Here is an 18581-nt window from a genome sequence, read left to right as displayed (position 1 = left end):
GTCTGAAACCCGTAGCGTGGGCTTTGCCCACGAAATAAATGTGAAAATAAAGACAGTTTCAAATTGTCAGACAACAAGTTTCGCGGGCAAAGCCCACACTACAACTCCACCGCCCTGAGAACCTAATCCCTTAATAACCCCACGCCTTTCAGACGACCTTTTTTTCCGCTACCATAACGCCCGACACAACACGGACGGACAAAAACCATGACCCCGACACAGCAACTCCAATCAGGCATACAGGCATTAGGTTTGGACCTATCCGTAGAACAGCAAACCCAGCTGCTCGCCTATACCGACCTGCTCAAAAAGTGGAACAAGACCTACAACCTCACCGCCCTGCGCGACGAAGCGCAAATGGTCAGCCACCACCTGCTCGACAGCCTGACCCTGCTCCCCTACCTCCAAGGCGCGCACACCATGCTGGATGTCGGCTCCGGCGGCGGACAGCCCGGCATTCCCGCCGCCATCTGCCGTCCCGACCTCAACATCACCCTTCTGGACGCCAACACCAAAAAAACCGCCTTCCTGCAACAAGCCGTTATCGAACTCGGACTCGCCAACGTCCGCGTCGTCAGCGGCCGCGTCGAAGCCGTTCAAGACTTCCAAGCCGACATCATCACCAGCCGCGCTTTCGCCGAACTCGCCGACTTCGTCAACTGGACGGCACACCTGCTGAAAGACGGCGGCCGCTGGGTCGCCATGAAAGGCGTGTACCCCGAAGAAGAAATCGCCAAACTCCCCGACACGGTCGCCGTCGAACGCGTCGAAACCCTCCACGTCCCCGGCTTGGATGCAGAACGGCATATGGTGGTTTTGAAGAAGGCTTGAGCCTTCCGAACGTTGAGTCTGAATATTGCAAAGGTCGTCTGAAAACCCGAAACAGGGCTTTTCAGACGACCTTTCGGTTTATGGCTGCTTCGTTGCAAAATATAAACACGATTTTTCATAAATAAAGATAATTATTATCAATTATTTCAATTAAACAAAAATATTTCCTATAATGCCGCATCCTTTCACCTTCCGAGTTGAACATGCACTATTCCGCCCGTCTTTCCCTGCTTCCCGCCCTGATTGCCTCCGCCTTCCCGCTGTATGCTGCCGATACCGCCGACGGCGAACACTACACCGCCACGCTGCCCACCGTTACCGTGGTCGGACAGTCTGACACCAGCGTACTCAAAGGCTACATCAACTACGACGAAGCCGCCGTTACCCGCAACGGCCAGCTCATTAAAGAAACGCCGCAAACCGTCGATACGCTCAACATCCAAAAAAACAAAAATTACGGTACGAACGATTTGAGTTCCATCCTCGAAGGCAATGCCGGCATCGACGCTGCCTACGATATGCGCGGCGAAAGCATTTTCCTGCGCGGTTTCCAAGCCGACGCATCCGATATTTACCGCGACGGCGTGCGCGAAAGCGGGCAGGTGCGCCGCAGCACTGCCAACATCGAGCGTGTAGAAATCCTGAAAGGCCCGTCTTCCGTGCTTTACGGCCGAACCAACGGCGGCGGTGTCATCAACATGGTCAGCAAATACGCCAACTTCAAACAAAGCCGCAACATCGGTGCGGTTTACGGCTCGTGGGCAAACCGCAGCCTGAATATGGACATCAACGAAGTGCTGAACAAAAACGTCGCCATCCGCCTCACCGGCGAAGTCGGGCGCTCCAATTCGTTCCGCAGCGGCATAGACAGCAAAAACGTCATGGTTTCGCCCAGCATTACCGTCAAACTCGACAACGGCTTGAAATGGACGGGGCAATACACCTACGACAATGTGGAGCGCACGCCCGACCGCAGTCCGACCAAGTCCGTGTACGACCGCTTCGGACTGCCTTACCGCATGGGTTTCGCCCACCCGAACGATTTTGTCAAAGACAAGCTGCAAGTTTGGCGTTCCGACCTCGAATACGCCTTCAACGACAAATGGCGCGCCCAATGGCAGCTCGCCCACCGCACGGCGGCGCAGGATTTCGACCACTTCTATGGAGGCAGCGAAAACGGCAGCCTAATCAAGCGCAACTACGCCTGGCAGCAGACCGACAACAAAACTCTGTCGTCTAATTTCACGCTCAACGGCGACTACAACATCGGCCGTTTTGAAAACCACCTGACCGTAGGCTTGGATTACAGCCGCGAACACCGCAACCCGACATTGGGTTACAGCCGCGCCTTTACCGCTTCCATCGACCCCTACGACCGCGCAAGCTGGCCGGCTTCGGGCAGATTGCAGCCCGTCCTCACCCAAAACCGCCACAAAGCCGACTCCTACGGCATTTTCGTGCAAAACATCTTCTCCGCCACGCCCGATTTGAAATTCGTCCTCGGCGGCCGTTACGACAAATACACCTTTAATTCCGAAAACAAACTCACCGGCAGCAGCCGCCAATACAGCGGCCATTCGTTCAGCCCCAATATCGGCGCAGTGTGGAACGTAACGCCTGCCCACACGCTCTACGCCTCGTATAACAAAGGCTTCGCACCTTATGGCGGACGCGGCGGCTATTTGAGCATCGACACTTCGTCTTCCGCCGTGTTCAACGCCGACCCCGAATACACCCGCCAATACGAAACCGGTGTCAAAAGCAGTTGGCTGGACGACCGACTCAGCACCACATTGTCCGCCTACCAAATCGAACGCTTCAATATCCGCTACCGTCCCGACGCGCAAAATGATCCCTACACTTGGGCTGTCGGCGGCAAACACCGTTCGCGCGGTGTGGAACTGTCCGCCATCGGACAAATCATCCCCAAAAAACTCTATCTGCGCGGCTCGTTGGGCGTGATGCAGGCGAAAGTCGTTGAAGACAAAGAAAATCCCGACAGAGTGGGCATCCACTTGGACAACACCAGCAACGTTACCGGCAACCTGTTCTTCCGTTACACGCCGACCGAAAACCTCTACGGCGAAATCGGCGTAACCGGTACGGGCAAACGCTACGGCTACGATTCAAGAAACAAAGAAGTCACCACGCTTCCCGGCTTCGTCCGCACCGACGCCATGCTCGGCTGGAACCGCAAAAACCTGAACCTCACTTTCGCCGTCGGCAATCTGTTCAATCAAAAATACTGGCGTTCCGACGCCATGCCCGGCGCGCCGCGCACTTATACGGCACGGGTGAATTACATCTCGGACAGGAAATGGAACAAAGGTCGTCTGAAAACCCGTGTTTCGAGTTTTCAGACGACCTCTCGTTTTGGTATGCGGGATATGCCTTATCCCAGCGAGACCATTTCGATTTGTTCCATGCTGCGTCCGAGGAAGCGTTCGCCTATGGTGCGGAAGCGCAGGGGGATGTCGCTGACGTAGAAGCGGTAGTCGGGGCTGTCGTTTTCAGTGTTGAGCAGCCCTGCTTGGGCGAGTGCTTGGGCGGTCGCTTCGGCGGTGGTGATGGCGGAATCGACCAGGGCGACGTTTTGCGCTTCTTTGCCGATTAGGGGCTTGAGCAGCGGGAAGTGGGTGCAGCCGAGGACGAGCGTGTCAATGTCGTCCACCAAGAGCGGTTTGAGGTATTCGCGCACGGTCAGGCGGGTCACTTCGTGGTCGAGCCAGCCTTCTTCCACCAGCGGCACGAGCAGCGGCGTCGCCTGCGTGCGCACGAGCGTGTCGGGGTTTTGGGCGTGGATGGCGCGGGCGTAGGCGTTGCTGTTGACGGTGGTGTTGGTGGCGATGATGCCGATTTTGTTGTTGCGCGTGGTGTTCAGAGCGGCCTGCGCGCCGGCAGAAATCACGTCCAATACGGGCATATTGCCTGCTTTTTGACGGATTTTTTGTCCGGCAACGGCGGCGATGGTGTTGCACGCGATGACGAGCGCCTTGACATCGTTTTCCAGCAGGAAATCGACAATCTGCATGGCGAAGGTTTCGATGGTGGCGCGGGATTTGGTGCCGTAGGGAACGCGGGCGGTGTCGCCGAAGTAGATGATGTTTTCCATCGGCAGGCGTTCCATCAGGGCGCGGACGTTGGTCAGTCCGCCAACGCCGGAATCGAAAACGCCGATGGGGCGTTGTTTGCTGATAGTCATGATGCGGTTTGTACGGATTAGGTATGATGGGGCGGATTGTACACGTTCGGCGCAAGGCTTAACAGGGATGAGGTCGTCTGAAAGGGTTTGAGTTGTGTGGAAACGGCGTTTTCAGACGACCTCTGCGGCGTTTGGACGGCAGACGGCAAAGATGCCGATTAAACATCTTTATCTAACTTTATCCTCCCTTATGTTTGCAAATGCCCGTAAATCCAGCATAATTAAGGTTTTTAGAACACGATAAGGCTGATTTCATGAGCGAGGGCGCAACCTTTTCCCGCCTGCTTCCCGACGAAGAGTCCACACTCGAGCTGGGCGAAAGTTGGGCAAAATCGCTGCACGCGCCATTGGTCATCCATCTGCAAGGCGATTTGGGCGCGGGGAAAACCACGTTCACGCGCGGCATCCTGCGCGGACTCGGACACACCGGCGCGGTCAAAAGCCCGACCTACGCCATCGTCGAATCCTATCCGCTGGAAGCGTTCACGCTCCATCATTTCGACCTTTACCGCTTTGCCTCGCCCGAAGAATGGGAAGATGCGGGTTTGGACGACCTGTTCTCCCCTGACAGCGTCTGCATCATCGAATGGCCGCAACAGGGTGGCGCGTTCACTCCGCCCGCAGACATCACCGTATCCCTGAATCACGCCGCGCAGGGCAGGACCTGCACCGCTACCGCACACACCGCCAACGGACAAAAAAGTTTAGAAGCATGGTTAAATTCAAACTGACACGAAGACAAGTCGTTCGCCAAACTGCCGGACTGTTGTTCACCCTCACGCCGATTGCCTCCGCCCTCGCCAAAGCCGCGCCGCCAGCCCAATTCGTCGCCGCCCGTATTTGGCCTTCGCACGCCTATACCCGTATCACCATCGAAAGCTCGCGCGCGCTGCAATATCAGCATTTCGCCTTGGAAAACCCCGGCAGGCTCGTTGTCGACATCCAAAACGCCAACATCAACAGCGTCCTGCAAGGCATTTCCGGCAAAGTCCTGCCCGACGACCCCTATATCCGCAGCATCCGCGCCGGACAAAACACCCCGACGACCGTACGCGTCGTGATCGACCTCAAGCAAAACGCCCATCCGCAAGTCTTCTCGCTTGCTCCGGTCGGCGGCTTTAAAAACCGCCTCGTGATCGACCTTTATCCGCACGGTGTCGATGCCAACGACCCGATGATGGCGCTGCTCAACGGCAATCCGCCGAAACGCATGCAAACGCAACGTCCTGCCGAGCGCACGAACATTGCCCAAGACACGCCTCCGCGCTCCAACCGCGGCGGACGCCGTCCTGTCGTCATGATAGACCCCGGTCATGGCGGTGAAGACCCCGGTGCGATCGGTCCGAGCGGCTTGAAAGAGAAAAACGTCGTCCTCTCCATCGCCCGCGAAGCCAAAAACCGCCTTGAAAGCATAGGCTACACCGTTTACATGACCCGCAACGAAGACATCTTCATCCCATTGGGCGTGCGCGTCGCCAAAGCCCGCGCCCGTCATGCCGACGTGTTCGTCTCCATCCACGCCGACGCCTTTACCAGCCCGTCTGCACGCGGTACAGGCGTTTACATGCTCAACACCAAAGGCGCGACCAGCTCCGCCGCCAAATTCCTCGCCCAAACCCAAAACAACGCCGACGCCATCGGCGGCGTTCCCAAAAGCGGCAACCGTAGCGTCGATAACGCCATTCTCGACATGACCCAAACCGCCACCATGCGCGACAGCCGCAAACTCGGACATTCCGTCCTGACCGAATTGGGCAAACTCAACCAACTCCACAAAGGCCGCGTTGACGAAGCCAACTTCGCCGTCCTGCGCGCGCCCGACATCCCGTCCATCCTTGTCGAAACCGCCTTCCTGTCCAACCCCACCGAAGAGCGGCTGCTCGGCAGCGACTCCTTCCGACGCCAATGCGCCGATGCCATCGCCACCGGCATCCAAAAATACGTCAACAACGCCGTATTGCGCAGAGGGTAAGTTAGGTTTGCCGGAAAAGATAAAAGGTCGTCTGAAAACAGGTTTTCAGACGACCTTTGCTTTTAAACCTTCTTTACAGTGCAGCTTATTCCTTGCCGATGCCTTTATCCAGCCCCTGCGTCAGACCGTTGATGTCGCCGCCGTTCAGGCCCAATTCTTTCAAGAGGCCGTCAACCAGCGGGGCTTGGCTGCGGTAGCGCAGTGCGCTGTTGACCATTTGGTCGGCGAGGCTGGCTTGTGTGGTTTGACCGTCCGACATGCCTTCGGAGCCGTTGGTAGCGCCGCTGAATCCGCCCAAGCCGTTGACTTGCAGAATCTTGATGTCGTCGATGTTTTCCATCGGGCGCACGGATTCGCGGATGATGTCGGGCAGGTGTTTCAACAGGGCGAGGCGCACTTGCATTTCGACTTGCTCGACGCTCAGGACGTTGGCGGCTTCGTTCACGGCGCGGGTACCTTCGGCATCGACTTTGTATTGCTGCTCTTGCGCTTGCGCCAACAAGATTTTGGCATCGGCTTCACCTTTGGCTTGCAGGCGTTGTTTCTCGGCTTCGGCTTCGGCGGCGATGCGCACGGCTTCGGCGCGGTCTTGCGCGGCCTGTTTCTCGGCTTCGGCGGCGACGGTGAGCGAAATCGCGTCTTTTTGCGCGGCTTCTTCGGCGGCAATCAGTTCGACCGCTTTGGCACGTTCGGCGCGTTCGGTTTCGCGTACGGTAATCACGCTCTCTTCTTCACGCACGGCAGCGGCGCGGGCTTTGTCGGCCTCAGCTTTGGCTTCGGATTCGGCACGCGATTTTTCGGCAACGGCGATGGCTCGGTCTTGTTCGGCAAGCTCGATGGCTTTGCGGCGCTCGACCTCCGCCTGCTCGACGGCTTGGGCTTTGCGGATGTCTTCGTTTTTAATGTCGCGTTCGGCGGCGATGCGTTTCAAATCCACTTCGCGCTCGGCGGCGATTTTGGCTTCTTCCGCCTCGCGTTTTTTCTGCGCTTCCTGCTCGGCAATGCTGGCTTCCTGTTCGGCACGGCGCACGGCGATTTCGCGTTCTTGTTCGAGTTTGGCGTATTCTTCTTCGCGCGAGATTTTCAGGCGTTGCTGCTCGGCTTCGAGGTTTTTGGTTTTAATCGCCAAATCGGTGTCTTGTTCGATTTCGTTGCGTTTTTTGCGGCGGCCTTCGATGGTTTCGGTCAGTTTGGTCAGACCTTCCGCGTCAAAGGCGTTTTGCGGGTTGAAAAATTCAAAGCTGGTCTGGTCGAGGCCGGTCAGGGAAACGGTTTCGAGTTCGAGGCCGTTTTTAAACAAGTCTTCGCTCACGACTTGCTGCACTTTCTGAACGAAATCAACACGTTTTTCGTGCAGCTCTTCCATCGCCATTTCGGCGGCAACGGCGCGCAGGGCGTCGACGAATTTACCTTCGACGAGGTCTTTCAATTCGTCGGGCGACATGGTTTTCATACCCAGCGTTTGCGCGGCGGTGGCAATGCTTTCTGCGCTGGGTTTGACGCGCACATAAAATTCCGCCATCACATCGACGCGCATCCGGTCGCGGGTAATCAACGCCTGCTGCGCCGCGCGGCGCACTTCGAGGCGCAGCGTGTTCATATTGACGGGGATGATTTCGTGCAGCACGGGCAACACCATCGCGCCTCCGTTCATGATGACTCTTTCGCCGCCGAAGCCGGTACGGACGAAGGAGACTTCTTTGCTGGCGCGGCGGTACAGGCGGGTGAGGATGAGGCCGAGTACGAATAGCGCGACGAGTATGACGCCGGCGATGATGCCGATGGAAACTAAGTTCATGGGTTTTCCTTTCTTGTTGTCGATATACCCTTGAGGGGCGTGGGTTCAGACGTTTTTTTAGGGTTTGGGGTCGTCTGAAAGGTTAAAAATTTTGGGTTTTAAAGGTAGGTCAGATTCTTGAATCCGACAATTTCGGTTATGTGCAATACGGCTGAAGCGGAGCGATTTGTCGGATTCAAGAATCCGACCTACCAAGCTGAAAAGTTAAAATTCTTGATTTTCGGCTTCAGCTTCTTCCACTTCAGATACCTCGGTTTCAGACTTATTTGTTATTGTGGATAATGAATCTGATTCCTTAAGCATTTCATCTTGCAGCTTCATAAATTTCTCAGCCATGCGAACATTCATCCCAAATGACATAAAAATTATGGCATTTATTGCAAAAATAACTGAAGCTATAGTTAAAAATATTGCCAATCCAAATGAAATTTTGGCATAATATTCTATCGAAAATAGCATAATATAAAATGCAACCGCACCAAAAATTATGTACATAAAAACCCCAAAAGCCCATTTAACTCTTCTTCTTATTAAATTATTTACAGACTTTCTATAATCAAATCTTTTAGATTCTTTTGAATATTTAAGATAATAAAATCCTGAAGAAAAATATTTTAGAGCCTGACTCGGGTTATTCATACTTAAACAACAAATAATCTCATCTGAATTAAATCTTCTTTCTCCTGAAATTAAGGCATAACCTTTTTCAATTAAAAAAGGATGCGGCTTCTTATTATTATCTTTTGCTTCCTCTATTAAATGTATTAATTCTTTTGCTTGTTCATATTCTTCTTTTCTTTTTGAGAATTTATTTGAAGAATTAAATTTATAAATAATTGCTTTAAATGGCGGAACTATGAACACTGATAAAATGGTTGCAATTGCAGCCATTGCAATTAATGGTTCTTTGTTCCAATATTCAGCAATTGAATCAATAATTTTTTCAATATTCATAAATACTCCCAAATAAAGTTAATCAGTTTTATATTAAACTTTCACAATTAAAACATTGTTGGATACAAGTATCCGACCTACATACCTCTTTTCAGACGACCTCAATCCACCAAACTCCCGCTCGGATTCAAAATTGCCTTAAACGTATTTCCCTCCAGCGACACCAGCAACACCGTGTCGCCCTGTTTCAACACTTCGTCGGAATCCGGTTCTGCCATCACATAATGCTGCTGTCCGTACACATCCTTCACCCGCACCTGCGCCGCGCTGCCCGCCCGTGCTTCGCCCAGCACTACCGTACCGATGCGTCCGATCAGGCTTTCTTGCGAAACGGCGGTGGTTTCGTCTTTGGGCATGATTTTGTACAGTCCGCCCGCCGTCAGGCGCACCAGCGGCAGCGAAAGGAACCACACGGCTACTGCCGCCAGCCATCCGTTCAGATAGCTGCCGAACACGGCGGCAAAGGTCGTCTGAAACAGGTAGCCCGTCAGTCCGTACACGGCAAGGAACACCACCATCAGCATCAACACCGGCACGCGACCGACATACAGCCAACTCAGAAACCGTACGAACACGCCCGCGTCCGCCGCGTCCAGCCCGACTTCGGCGTGCGCGGTTTCGGTCAGGCTGTCGGGCAGCAGGTTGTCCAGCCAGTCGCTGATGCCGCCCGCCAGCATGGAGATGACTTCCAGCACGCCGAGCAAAACCATCAGCGCGATGGCGATGCCGAAGATTTCCGTTTCGGGGGCGTTGATTAAATTCCACATATTCCGTTCCTTGTTCTGTCAACTTTCAGACGACCTTAAAATAGACTGCTTGCGAAAATTTGAATGTTTGATTGCCGTTATTCCCGCGCAGGCGGGAATCCAGAAGTTTGAGATTACGGCAATCTTCAAATAATACTTCTGAAGAATCGAGGTCTGGATTCCCGCCTGCGCGGGAATGACGGCATGAGGTATTCTTTATTTGAATTTGACCTATCCGTGCATCCCAAACAGACACTCGGTTTTCAGACGACCTCTTCGCTCTCAATCTCAGCGCGGCATTCAATCGGAAAGTTGACCGAATTGGCGATGAAACACAGGCGGTGCGCTTCGTGATGCAGTTCTAAAGCCTTGGCGCGGTCGCTTCCAGCGGCGATGGTAACGCGCGGCTTCAACACGGCGGAAACGAAACGCCCCGCGTTCCCGCCACTGCCTTCGTCCATCACCGCTTCGGCATGGTCGGTGTAGGCGGTAACGCAGATGCCCGCGTCGGCACACAGGTGCAGGTACCATAGTTTGTGGCAGGCAGAAACGGCGGCCAACAGCATTTCTTCCGGGTTCCAGCGGCCCGCATCGCCGCGGAAGGCCGGGTCGGCGGAACCGTGCAGGTCGGGCTTACCCTCGGCGGAAACGGTAAAGTTGCGCAAATAAGCGGTGTAGGACGAAGTGCCTTCGCCGAGATTGCCCGTCCATGTTGTCGCAGTGCGGTAGGTGTGTTTTTTGCTCATTTTGACATTCCTTTCAATTATTTACTGTTCGCGGCAATAAAGACATTATCCGCCTTGAAATACCGACTCTAGTTGAGCCAGGCATAAGCCGATGCGCCCGCCGCCAAACTGATGCCCAGCCACAGCAGGATTTTGGTTTCCGCCCATACGTCATCCCAATACCGCCCCCGCAGTGCGCTGATAATGTCGGGTGTGCAATAGAATTCGACGCATTCGACAAATTCGTCCCAATCCTTAAACATCACAAAGTAAAGTAAGACGGCGGTTAGCAAGCCGATCAAAATGGCAAAAATCATGAAATTCCCCTATTTTTCAGACGACCTGTGCGTATCGTAAAGAAAGGTCGTCTGAAACCGCTCCTAACTTTTCCCTAAGTCCTGCGTGTTTAAATGTCTATACCGACAACAGACGCAAAGGGAACGAAATGAAACATTCTCAGTCGCAATATACAAAGCCGTCCAAACCGCTTTTGAAAAAATTGCTGCTTCCTGTCGCCGCTGTTTGCGCCATTTTTCTTGCAGCAGAAGGTTTCGACCTTTACGAAGACTACGCCCAATACCGCATGGAGACAGATCCCGCGTTCGCGCAACACCACGACCGCGCTTTGTCCATCCTGCATAACAGAGGCTACGAAGTCCACGATTCCGACACCGACCTCTATTGGGCAAGACCCGTTTTGGAATTTGAGGCCTACAAAGGCAGCTTGGAATACAAAATCGTGATGTCTTATCCCGATTTGAACATTCTCGTAGAACGCGTCGATTTATAATCCGCTTCCGAATATTCTTTACTTACCCCACGTCCCGAAAGGATACGACATGAAAAAACTCTTACCGGTATTACTCTTAGGCAGTATCGCACTGACCGCTTGTGCCGCTCCCTATCCTTACGACTATTACGATGACGACTATCGTACCGACCGCTACGAGCAGCGTTATGACCGTCACGATGACCGCTATGATGATCGTTACGACGACCGCTATGAGCGCGATTACGACCGTAATGACGACTACCGTTACCGCGACGGCAAGTATTACGATGACGACTACATCGAACACCAAATTTACAGCGATCCTTCTTTCGAGCAAAAACGCGCGCAAGTGATGCGGATTCTCGAACGACGCGGCTACCAAGTTCACGAAATCGAAGCCGACGACCGCCGCGGCCGCCCCGTATTAAAAGCCGAAGCCTTCAAAAACGGACGCGAATACGACATCGTCTTCTCATGGCCGGATTTACGCATCATCAGCGAACGCATCGACTACTGATCCGTTCCGCCACACGCCGCAAGGACAAGCTCCGCGCGGCGTTTTTCTTTTCAGACGACCCTTTCTGATAAAGAAGGTCGTCTGAAAACTTATTTCCCCGCCTTCAGTGCCGCCAATCGTTCGGCAATACGGTTGTTGCGGCTCAAGTCTTCCAATTCCTTCAATTTTGCCAACTGCGCGGCATCGGTGCTGCTGTGTACCGCGTTCTGACGTCCCATCACGCGGTCGAAAGCGTTGCCGCTTTTTTCGGCATCACGGGCGATGCGGTTAAGGTCGCTGCCGCCTGCCGCTTTGCCTGCGCCCGCGCTTTGCTGCGCGGCGCGCCAGTCTTGCAACTGCTGCTGCATCTCGCGTTTTTTCGCCTGCAAGGCGGCGATAAAGCCTTCAAGTTCTTTTTCCTGCGCGGCACAGTCGGCAATGGTGTTTTCCAAAACAGGCAGACGCGCTTCGATGTCCATTTGTTCGGCGATGCCCGCTTCGGCAAGGTCGTCGCGCCCCGCGGCTACGGCGGCTTGCAGGTTGGCATCGATGGCTTCGTGGCGGTTGCTCTCGTCCGCCATTTTCTTGGCGGCAAGGTGTTTCTGCGCCAACACTTTGCCCAATTCAGCACGCACTTCGTCCACCGCCCGCTCGATTTCGCGGATGCTCTCGTTCATTACTGCTTCGGGCGCAAGGTTCTCCGCCGCATCAATCAAGGCATGAAAGCCGCCGCTCACCAGACGGCCCACTCTGCGGGATAGGGTTTCGCTCATTTGGATTTTCCTTTCAATAAAATGTGTTTGATTTAAGTTGGCACGGGGATAATCAACCGTCCGTCATTCCCGCGCAGGCGGGAATCCAGACCTTGCGTTTTCGGAATATTCGGGAATGGCAACCTATACAGGAATAGCGGCAAACAAATACTTCTATTTCATGCGCCCCATTTTTTCAGACGACCTCAAACTTCGCCCGCCTGCTGCACAATCTTCGCCAGTTTCAAAGTGTTTTCAAGCTGTTGCAACACGGTATCGTCGTATGCCGCGCCTTTGCCGGTTACGGCGAGTTGCAAGATGCTGTCGGTCAGGCGGACGATGCGCCACATCAGTTCGCGTTCGTATTTTTTCAAACTGTCGAGGTCGGCTTCTTCGGGCAGGTCGGCGGCAAGCGTCGCGCCCAAGTCGGGCAGCTGCTCAAACAATCGCGCGACGATATGCGAATGCGCTCCCGCCTGCTTTTCCGCGTGCAGCACGTCATGTTTCGCCGCTTGGAAAAACTGCTCCTGCGCCGTCAGCGCGGAACCGTAATCGCGCGTCTGCGTATGCGCCAAACGCGCCTGCTTGAGCAGCTCGCGGATTTTTTCAGACGGTGTATTCGCGCCCTCGATTTTTAATTCTGCAATAAAATCAGCATCTTCCTGAGTAATTCGCACGCTGACGGGGATACGGTTTGTCGCATTCATATTCGTTTGATTTAGTTTGTATTCATTTGTATGCAAATATACAAGATAAAATGACAAGGCGCAATATTTGAAATGGTTTATTTTTGTAAACCCTAAAATGCGCTGAAACACGTTTGCGGATACATGGGGAGAACCGAGCTTTTCCTTTATAATCCATCCATCTATTTTTCACTTATTTCAAGCAGGTTCACCATGTCCAAACCCACTCTCCTCCTCGTTGACGGCTCTTCTTATCTCTACCGCGCTTATCACGCGATGGCGCAGTTGTCCGCGCCTGACGGTGCGCCGACGGGTGCGCTTTATGGCGTGTTGAACATGTTGCGCCGGCTGCGGGCGGATTATGTGCACGATTATTGCGCGGTGGTGTTTGATGCGAAGGGCAAGAATTTCCGCCACGAGATGTTCCCCGACTACAAGGCGACGCGCCCGCCGATGCCGGACGATTTGCGCCCGCAGGCGGAAGCCTTGCCGGATTTGGTGCGGCTGATGGGCTGGCCGGTGCTGGTGATTCCGCAAGTGGAAGCGGACGACGTTATCGGCACGCTGGCGGCAATGGCAGGCGAAGCGGGTTGGAATGTGGTGGTGTCCACCGGCGATAAGGACATGGCGCAGCTGGTGAACGAGCGCGTAACGCTGGTGAACACGATGAGCGGCGAAAAGCTGGACATTGAAGGTGTGAAGGAAAAATTCGGCGTGCGCCCCGACCAAATCCGCGATTATCTCGCGCTGATGGGCGACAAGGTGGACAATGTGCCGGGCGTGGAGAAGTGCGGCCCGAAAACGGCGGTGAAGTGGTTGGAAGCCTACGGCTCGCTGGCCGGTGTGATGGAGCACGCTGCGGAAATCAAGGGTAAGGTCGGCGAAAACCTGCAAGCCGCGCTGCCCCAACTGCCGTTGTCGTATGATTTGGTGACGATTAAAACCGATGTGGACTTGCACTCGGAGCTTTCAGACGGCCTCGAAAGCCTGCGCCGCACTTCGCCGAAATGGTCGCAGCTTGCGGTCGATTTCAAACGCTGGGGCTTCCGCACTTGGTTGAAAGAAGCGGAAAGCCGTATGCACGAAGCGGCGGACGGCGATTTGTTCGGCAGCGATACGATAGGCGAACAGGCGGCGTTGGACATGGAAACGTCGTCTGAAAGGCTACCTGAAAAAGCCGTTGCGCCCGAAAAACTGGATTATCAGGCCGTTACCACCGAAGCGCAGTTTGCCGCTTTGTTGGACAAACTGTCGCGGGCGGACACCATCGGCATCGACACGGAAACCACGTCATTAGACGCGATGAACGCCTCGCTGGTCGGCATCAGCATCGCGTTCCAAGCAGGCGAAGCGGTTTACATCCCCGTAGGGCACAGCCTGACCGCCGCGCCCGAACAGATTGATTTGCAAGACGTATTAGGTCGTCTGAAACCGCATTTGGAAAACCCTGCCCTGAAAAAAATCGGGCAAAACCTCAAATACGACCAACACGTTTTCGCCAACTACGAAATCGCCCTGAACGGCATTGCCGGCGATGCCATGCTCGCTTCCTACATCATCGAGAGCCATCTCGGACACGGTTTGGACGAATTGTCCGAACGCTGGCTCGGCTTGGAAACCATTACCTACGAATCGCTGTGCGGCAAAGGCGCGAAGCAAATCGGTTTTGCCGACGTCGCCATTGAGCAGGCGACCGAATACGCCGCCCAAGATGCCGATTTCGCCCTGCGCCTCGAAGCGCACCTGCGCGCGCAGATGGACGCCAAACAGCTTGAAATGTATGAAAAAATGGAGCTGCCCGTTGCGCAGGTATTGTTTGAAATGGAACGCAACGGCGTACAAATCAACCGCGCCGAACTCGCCCGCCAAAGCGCAGAACTCGGCGCCGAGCTGATGAAACTCGAACAAGAAGCCTACGCCGCCGCAGGCCAGCCGTTCAACCTCAACTCGCCCAAACAGCTGCAAGAAATCCTGTTCGACAAAATGGGCATCCCCACCAAAGGCCTGAAAAAAACCGCCAAAGGCGGCATTTCCACCAACGAAGCCGTGCTCGAACAGCTCGCGCCCGACTACCCCCTGCCCAAAATCATTTTGCAAAACCGGAGCCTAGCAAAACTCAAATCCACCTACACCGACAAACTGCCCGAAATGATTTCCCCCAAAGACGGTCGCGTGCATACCACCTACGCCCAAGCCGTCGCCATTACTGGCCGCCTCGCCAGTAACAACCCCAACCTGCAAAACATCCCCATCCGCACTGCCGAAGGCCGCCGCGTGCGCCGCGCCTTCACCGCACCGCAAGGCAGCGTCATCGTTTCCGCCGACTATTCCCAAATCGAACTGCGCATTATGGCGCACCTCTCCGGCGACAAAACCCTCATCGCCGCGTTCCAAAACGGCGAAGATGTACACCGCCGCACCGCCGCCGAAGTATTCGGCATCACCCCCGAAAACGTCTCGTCCGAACAACGCCGCTACGCCAAAACCATCAACTTCGGCCTGATTTACGGCATGGGCCAATACGGCCTCGCCAAATCGCTGGGCATAGACAACCTGTCCGCCAAAACCTTCATCGACCGCTACTTTGCCCGCTACCCCGGCGTTGCCGAATACATGCAACGCACCAAAGAACAAGCCGCCGCCCAAGGCTTCGTCGAAACCCTGTTCGGCCGCCGCCTCTACCTGCCCGACATCTGCAACAAAAACGCCAACGCCCGCGCCGGAGCCGAACGCGCCGCCATCAACGCCCCCATGCAAGGCACCGCCTCCGACCTCATCAAACGCGCCATGATAGACGTGTCCCGCTGGCTGGTTTCAGACGACCTGAAGAGCAAACTGATTATGCAGGTGCATGACGAACTGGTGCTGGAAGTCCCCGAAGCCGAACTAGATTTAGTGAAAGAAAAACTGCCGCAGATTATGGCGAAAGTGGATGATGGGATGTTGAAAGTGCCGCTGGTGGCTGAGGTGGGTGTGGGGATGAATTGGGAAGAGGCGCATTGAGATAGTATGGCGTTTAACAAATTGTTTTGAGAAAGAGATAAAGTAATGAGTGTTTGGAGTTTAATTAACGAAAGTGTAGATTTATTCGAGAACAAAAAATTTGGAGAAACGATTGAGAAGCTGAATCAGGCTTTAGGTGAAATTGAAGACAAAGATAGCCAAATTGAAGAGCAAAATGAGATTCAAGCTGGGCTAGGCCGCTGCTATTTAGAGCAGGCGATAAAAGCCGAAGGCAAGGAAGCGGCTAAGTTGTTTGAGCAGGCAGTTGAACACCAACAACGGCGATTGGAACTTGCCGAACGGCTGGAAGACAAGCAAAAAAGCCTTCAACAACAAAACAATGTCCAACATTGGTTAGGTCACTGCTATTTAGAGCAGGCAAAGAAAGCCAAAGGCAAGGATTCGGAACAGTTATTTGGACAGGCAGTTGAGCATTTCCAACGATCGTTGGAATTTGCCGAACAACTGACAGACGAACAAAACAGCATTCAAGAACAAATCAATGCCCAATTTTGGTTAAGCCGCTGCTATTTAGAGCAGGCGATGAAAGCCAAAGGCAAGGAGTCGGAACAGTTATTTGAGCATGCCGTTAAGCATTTCCAGCAATCGTTGGAATTTGCCAAACAGCTGGCAGACAAACAAAACAGCCTTCAAGAACAAATCAATGCACAATTTTGGTTAGGCGTTTGCTATTTTAAACAGGCGCTAACAGCCAAAGGCAAGGAATCAGAACAGTTGTTTGGAAATGCAGTTGAGCATTTCCAACAATCATTGGAATTTGCCAAACAGCTGGCAAACAAGCAAAACAGCCTTCAAGAACAAATCTATGCCCAACATTCGTTAGGCCGCTGCTATTTAGAGCAGGCGAAGAAAGTCAAAGGCAAGGAGTCGGAACAGTTATTTGAGCAGGCAGTTGAACACCACCAACAGCAATTGAGTCTTGCCGAACAGCTGGAAGATAAGCAGAACAGCCTTCAAGAACAAATCGATGCCCAATCTTGGCTTGGCCGTTGCTATTTTGAGCAGGCGCTAAAAGCCAAAGGCAAGGAGGCGGAACAGTTATTTGGACGGGCAGTTGAGCATTTCAAACAATCATTGGGATTTGCTAAACAGCTGGCAGACAAGCCAAACAGCCTTCAAAAACAAAACAATGCACAATCTTGGTTAGGCCGTTGTTATTTCGAACAAGCCAAAATTCAACAAAAATGGGAAAGATATTTTGACTGGAAAAAACAGAAAATACAGGGAGATTTATTTGGAACTCAAGAAGGAACTCAAAAAGAAAAAACTGTAATAGACGACATCACTACCATTCTGGCAGTTTTAAATATCCCACCTATGGAATTAGGGTCAATTCCTCTTGCCCATTACACTTCGCCTTCAGTATGCGAAAGATTATTCGGCATTGTCAGCGATAAAACTAATGATAAAGCCGATAATAACGATCCTGTTGACAGTAACAATGTTAGTCCGATGAGAATTGGCAGCTCCACTTATATGAACGATCCGACTGAAGGAGAAGGGCTATTGGAGCTGCTGAATTTGCAGGATTTAGAATTGGAAAACAAGGCTGACTGCCCTGTCCATAATGCTTTCTTTACCTGTTTTTCCAGCCGCGTAAACGATTTGAACCAGTTCCGTTTGTATGGCAAAGAAAATGGAGTAGAAGCATCGGGTTGCTGCTTGGTATTTAATCAAAACGGGGATTGGTTGAAAGAGCCTGATGTTTCTTCTTCGTTCAGAAGTTTTACAAATGAACAGAATGAAGGTTTCAAAGAGCCAATAAAGGCAGATGTAGCAGGTTTAGAAGATGAAAACCTGCCGCTTTATCAGGTAGCTTATATCGCTTATTACGATGAATATATTGCTAAGGAAAAATGCACAATATGGCTACCCGATGCAAGAAGACCAAAATTCGGTATTCGATTAAAGCCTGTTGGGAAAAATCTAAAATGGCATAAGTTCCGTATTAAGGAGCTCAAAGCAGCGTTGTGGAAGTTAATGAACCTGTCTAAGATCAAAGATGAAGATAAAAAAGCTTTGGAATATATCCGCTATCTGTTTAAAGATTTTGCTTTCCGCGACGAAGAAGAGTTCCGCCTGCTGAAAATCGAACAAATCGGTTCGGACAAAATCGAATATTGCAAAACCACAAAATCTGTCTATCTGCCTTATGCCGATATACGCGATATTGTGGATGAAGTGATTTTGGGGACGAATTACGAAAAGAGCGGAAAAGAGCGTAAGGCGGAAGTTTTTCAGCATTTGATGCGAAATTATTATCCAAACGTTAAAGTTTCCCGCTCATCGCTGCCGATTAATGCCAATCCGCCGATTAAGAAGGATTAGCCAGCAGTAGGTCGGATACTTGTATCCGACAAAAGCCGCTGCCATCTCAAATAGCCGTCGGATTCGAGAATCTGACCTACTGAAACTGAAACTGGGCATTGGTGTAGGATGTGTGCGGTACACACGCACGCGGCAGTTGAAACCCAAAAAACCATCCAAGGTCGTCTGAAAAACCCGTTACAGAGTTTTTCAGACGACCTTTATTCTTCCCGCCGACAGGCATACAATCACGGGCGCGGTTTCCTTCATGGATTCAATACGACCTAGGTACGCGGTTTTAAGGTCGTCTGAAATA

15 protein-coding genes and 2 pseudogenes are annotated in these 18581 nt (G+C 52.8%); 8 read left to right on the top strand and 9 right to left on the bottom strand.

The window, feature by feature from the left end:
• Window positions 1–207 precede the first annotated feature (207 nt).
• Both rsmG and HMPREF2726_RS06935 read left to right on the top strand, forming a co-directional pair.
• Complete coding sequence (gene rsmG, locus HMPREF2726_RS06940; protein WP_070602766.1) at window positions 208–831, top strand: 16S rRNA (guanine(527)-N(7))-methyltransferase RsmG; 624 nt, start codon at window positions 208–210, stop codon at window positions 829–831.
• Between the two features lie 203 nt (window positions 832–1034).
• Window positions 1035–3134, top strand: a pseudogene (locus HMPREF2726_RS06935) (TonB-dependent receptor); the annotation flags it as partial.
• A gap of 89 nt (window positions 3135–3223) precedes the next feature.
• Here the strand turns inward: HMPREF2726_RS06935 and murI are convergent.
• Window positions 3224–4036, bottom strand: coding sequence for a glutamate racemase (gene murI / locus HMPREF2726_RS06930; RefSeq protein ID WP_099048535.1), 813 nt, complete (start codon window positions 4034–4036; stop codon window positions 3224–3226).
• Window positions 4037–4050: 14 nt separating this feature from the next.
• Window positions 4051–4182, bottom strand: coding sequence for a hypothetical protein (locus HMPREF2726_RS14795; protein ID WP_283118737.1), 132 nt, complete (start codon window positions 4180–4182; stop codon window positions 4051–4053).
• A 105-nt stretch (window positions 4183–4287) separates the two neighbouring features.
• Here HMPREF2726_RS14795 and tsaE point away from each other — a divergent pair, with 105 nt between their 5' ends.
• Window positions 4288–4764 (top strand): tRNA (adenosine(37)-N6)-threonylcarbamoyltransferase complex ATPase subunit type 1 TsaE, encoded by a 477-nt coding sequence (tsaE, locus tag HMPREF2726_RS06925; RefSeq protein WP_009312442.1) that lies wholly within the window; start codon window positions 4288–4290, stop codon window positions 4762–4764.
• Complete coding sequence (locus HMPREF2726_RS06920; RefSeq protein WP_070602764.1) at window positions 4746–6005, top strand: N-acetylmuramoyl-L-alanine amidase; 1260 nt, start codon at window positions 4746–4748, stop codon at window positions 6003–6005. The genes tsaE and HMPREF2726_RS06920 overlap by 19 nt, the downstream gene beginning before the upstream one ends.
• An 85-nt stretch (window positions 6006–6090) precedes the next feature.
• Here the strand turns inward: HMPREF2726_RS06920 and HMPREF2726_RS06915 are convergent, their stop codons facing one another.
• The 5 genes from HMPREF2726_RS06915 to HMPREF2726_RS06895 all read right to left on the bottom strand — a co-directional run bounded on the left by HMPREF2726_RS06915 (window position 6091) and on the right by HMPREF2726_RS06895 (window position 10545).
• On the bottom strand, window positions 6091–7803 hold the full coding sequence (locus tag HMPREF2726_RS06915; protein WP_070602762.1) for a flotillin family protein: 1713 nt from the start codon (window positions 7801–7803) through the stop codon (window positions 6091–6093).
• Window positions 7804–8007: 204 nt separating this feature from the next.
• Complete coding sequence (locus HMPREF2726_RS06910) at window positions 8008–8757, bottom strand: hypothetical protein (RefSeq protein WP_070602760.1); 750 nt, start codon at window positions 8755–8757, stop codon at window positions 8008–8010.
• Window positions 8758–8858: 101 nt separating this feature from the next.
• On the bottom strand, window positions 8859–9524 hold the full coding sequence (locus HMPREF2726_RS06905; RefSeq protein WP_049230802.1) for a YqiJ family protein: 666 nt from the start codon (window positions 9522–9524) through the stop codon (window positions 8859–8861).
• 242 nt (window positions 9525–9766) lie between these two features.
• The gene (locus HMPREF2726_RS06900) at window positions 9767–10249 is read right to left on the bottom strand and encodes an OsmC family protein (protein ID WP_070602759.1); all 483 of its coding nucleotides are present in this window, start codon (window positions 10247–10249) and stop codon (window positions 9767–9769) included.
• A gap of 68 nt (window positions 10250–10317) precedes the next feature.
• On the bottom strand, window positions 10318–10545 hold the full coding sequence (locus HMPREF2726_RS06895; RefSeq protein ID WP_003743669.1) for a hypothetical protein: 228 nt from the start codon (window positions 10543–10545) through the stop codon (window positions 10318–10320).
• Window positions 10546–10673: 128 nt separating this feature from the next.
• Between HMPREF2726_RS06895 and HMPREF2726_RS06890 the strand changes: the two genes are divergently transcribed.
• A complete protein-coding gene (locus HMPREF2726_RS06890; RefSeq protein WP_003767095.1) occupies window positions 10674–11018 on the top strand; it encodes a hypothetical protein in 345 nt (114 codons plus the stop codon).
• A 233-nt stretch (window positions 11019–11251) separates the two neighbouring features.
• Window positions 11252–11517: pseudogene (locus tag HMPREF2726_RS14860) on the top strand (PepSY domain-containing protein).
• An 89-nt stretch (window positions 11518–11606) separates the two neighbouring features.
• Here the strand turns inward: HMPREF2726_RS14860 and HMPREF2726_RS06880 are convergent.
• A complete protein-coding gene (locus tag HMPREF2726_RS06880; protein ID WP_009312450.1) occupies window positions 11607–12269 on the bottom strand; it encodes a PspA/IM30 family protein in 663 nt (220 codons plus the stop codon).
• A gap of 185 nt (window positions 12270–12454) precedes the next feature.
• On the bottom strand, window positions 12455–12955 hold the full coding sequence (locus tag HMPREF2726_RS06875; RefSeq protein WP_009312451.1) for a hypothetical protein: 501 nt from the start codon (window positions 12953–12955) through the stop codon (window positions 12455–12457).
• 192 nt (window positions 12956–13147) lie between these two features.
• Between HMPREF2726_RS06875 and polA the strand changes: the two genes are divergently transcribed.
• Both polA and HMPREF2726_RS14715 read left to right on the top strand, forming a co-directional pair.
• Window positions 13148–15937, top strand: coding sequence for a DNA polymerase I (gene polA / locus HMPREF2726_RS06870; protein ID WP_070602757.1), 2790 nt, complete (start codon window positions 13148–13150; stop codon window positions 15935–15937).
• 45 nt (window positions 15938–15982) lie between these two features.
• Window positions 15983–18286, top strand: a complete 2304-nt coding sequence (locus HMPREF2726_RS14715) for a tetratricopeptide repeat protein (protein WP_070602755.1) — start codon at window positions 15983–15985, stop codon at window positions 18284–18286.
• Window positions 18287–18581: the final 295 nt, after the last annotated feature.

This window comes from Neisseria sp. HMSC074B07, assembly GCF_001810355.1.
In the GTDB taxonomy this organism is placed as follows: Bacteria; Pseudomonadota; Gammaproteobacteria; order Burkholderiales; family Neisseriaceae; genus Neisseria.
The sequence above is the reverse complement of the archived record's forward strand: the minus strand, read 5'-3'. Positions and strand labels throughout refer to the sequence as shown.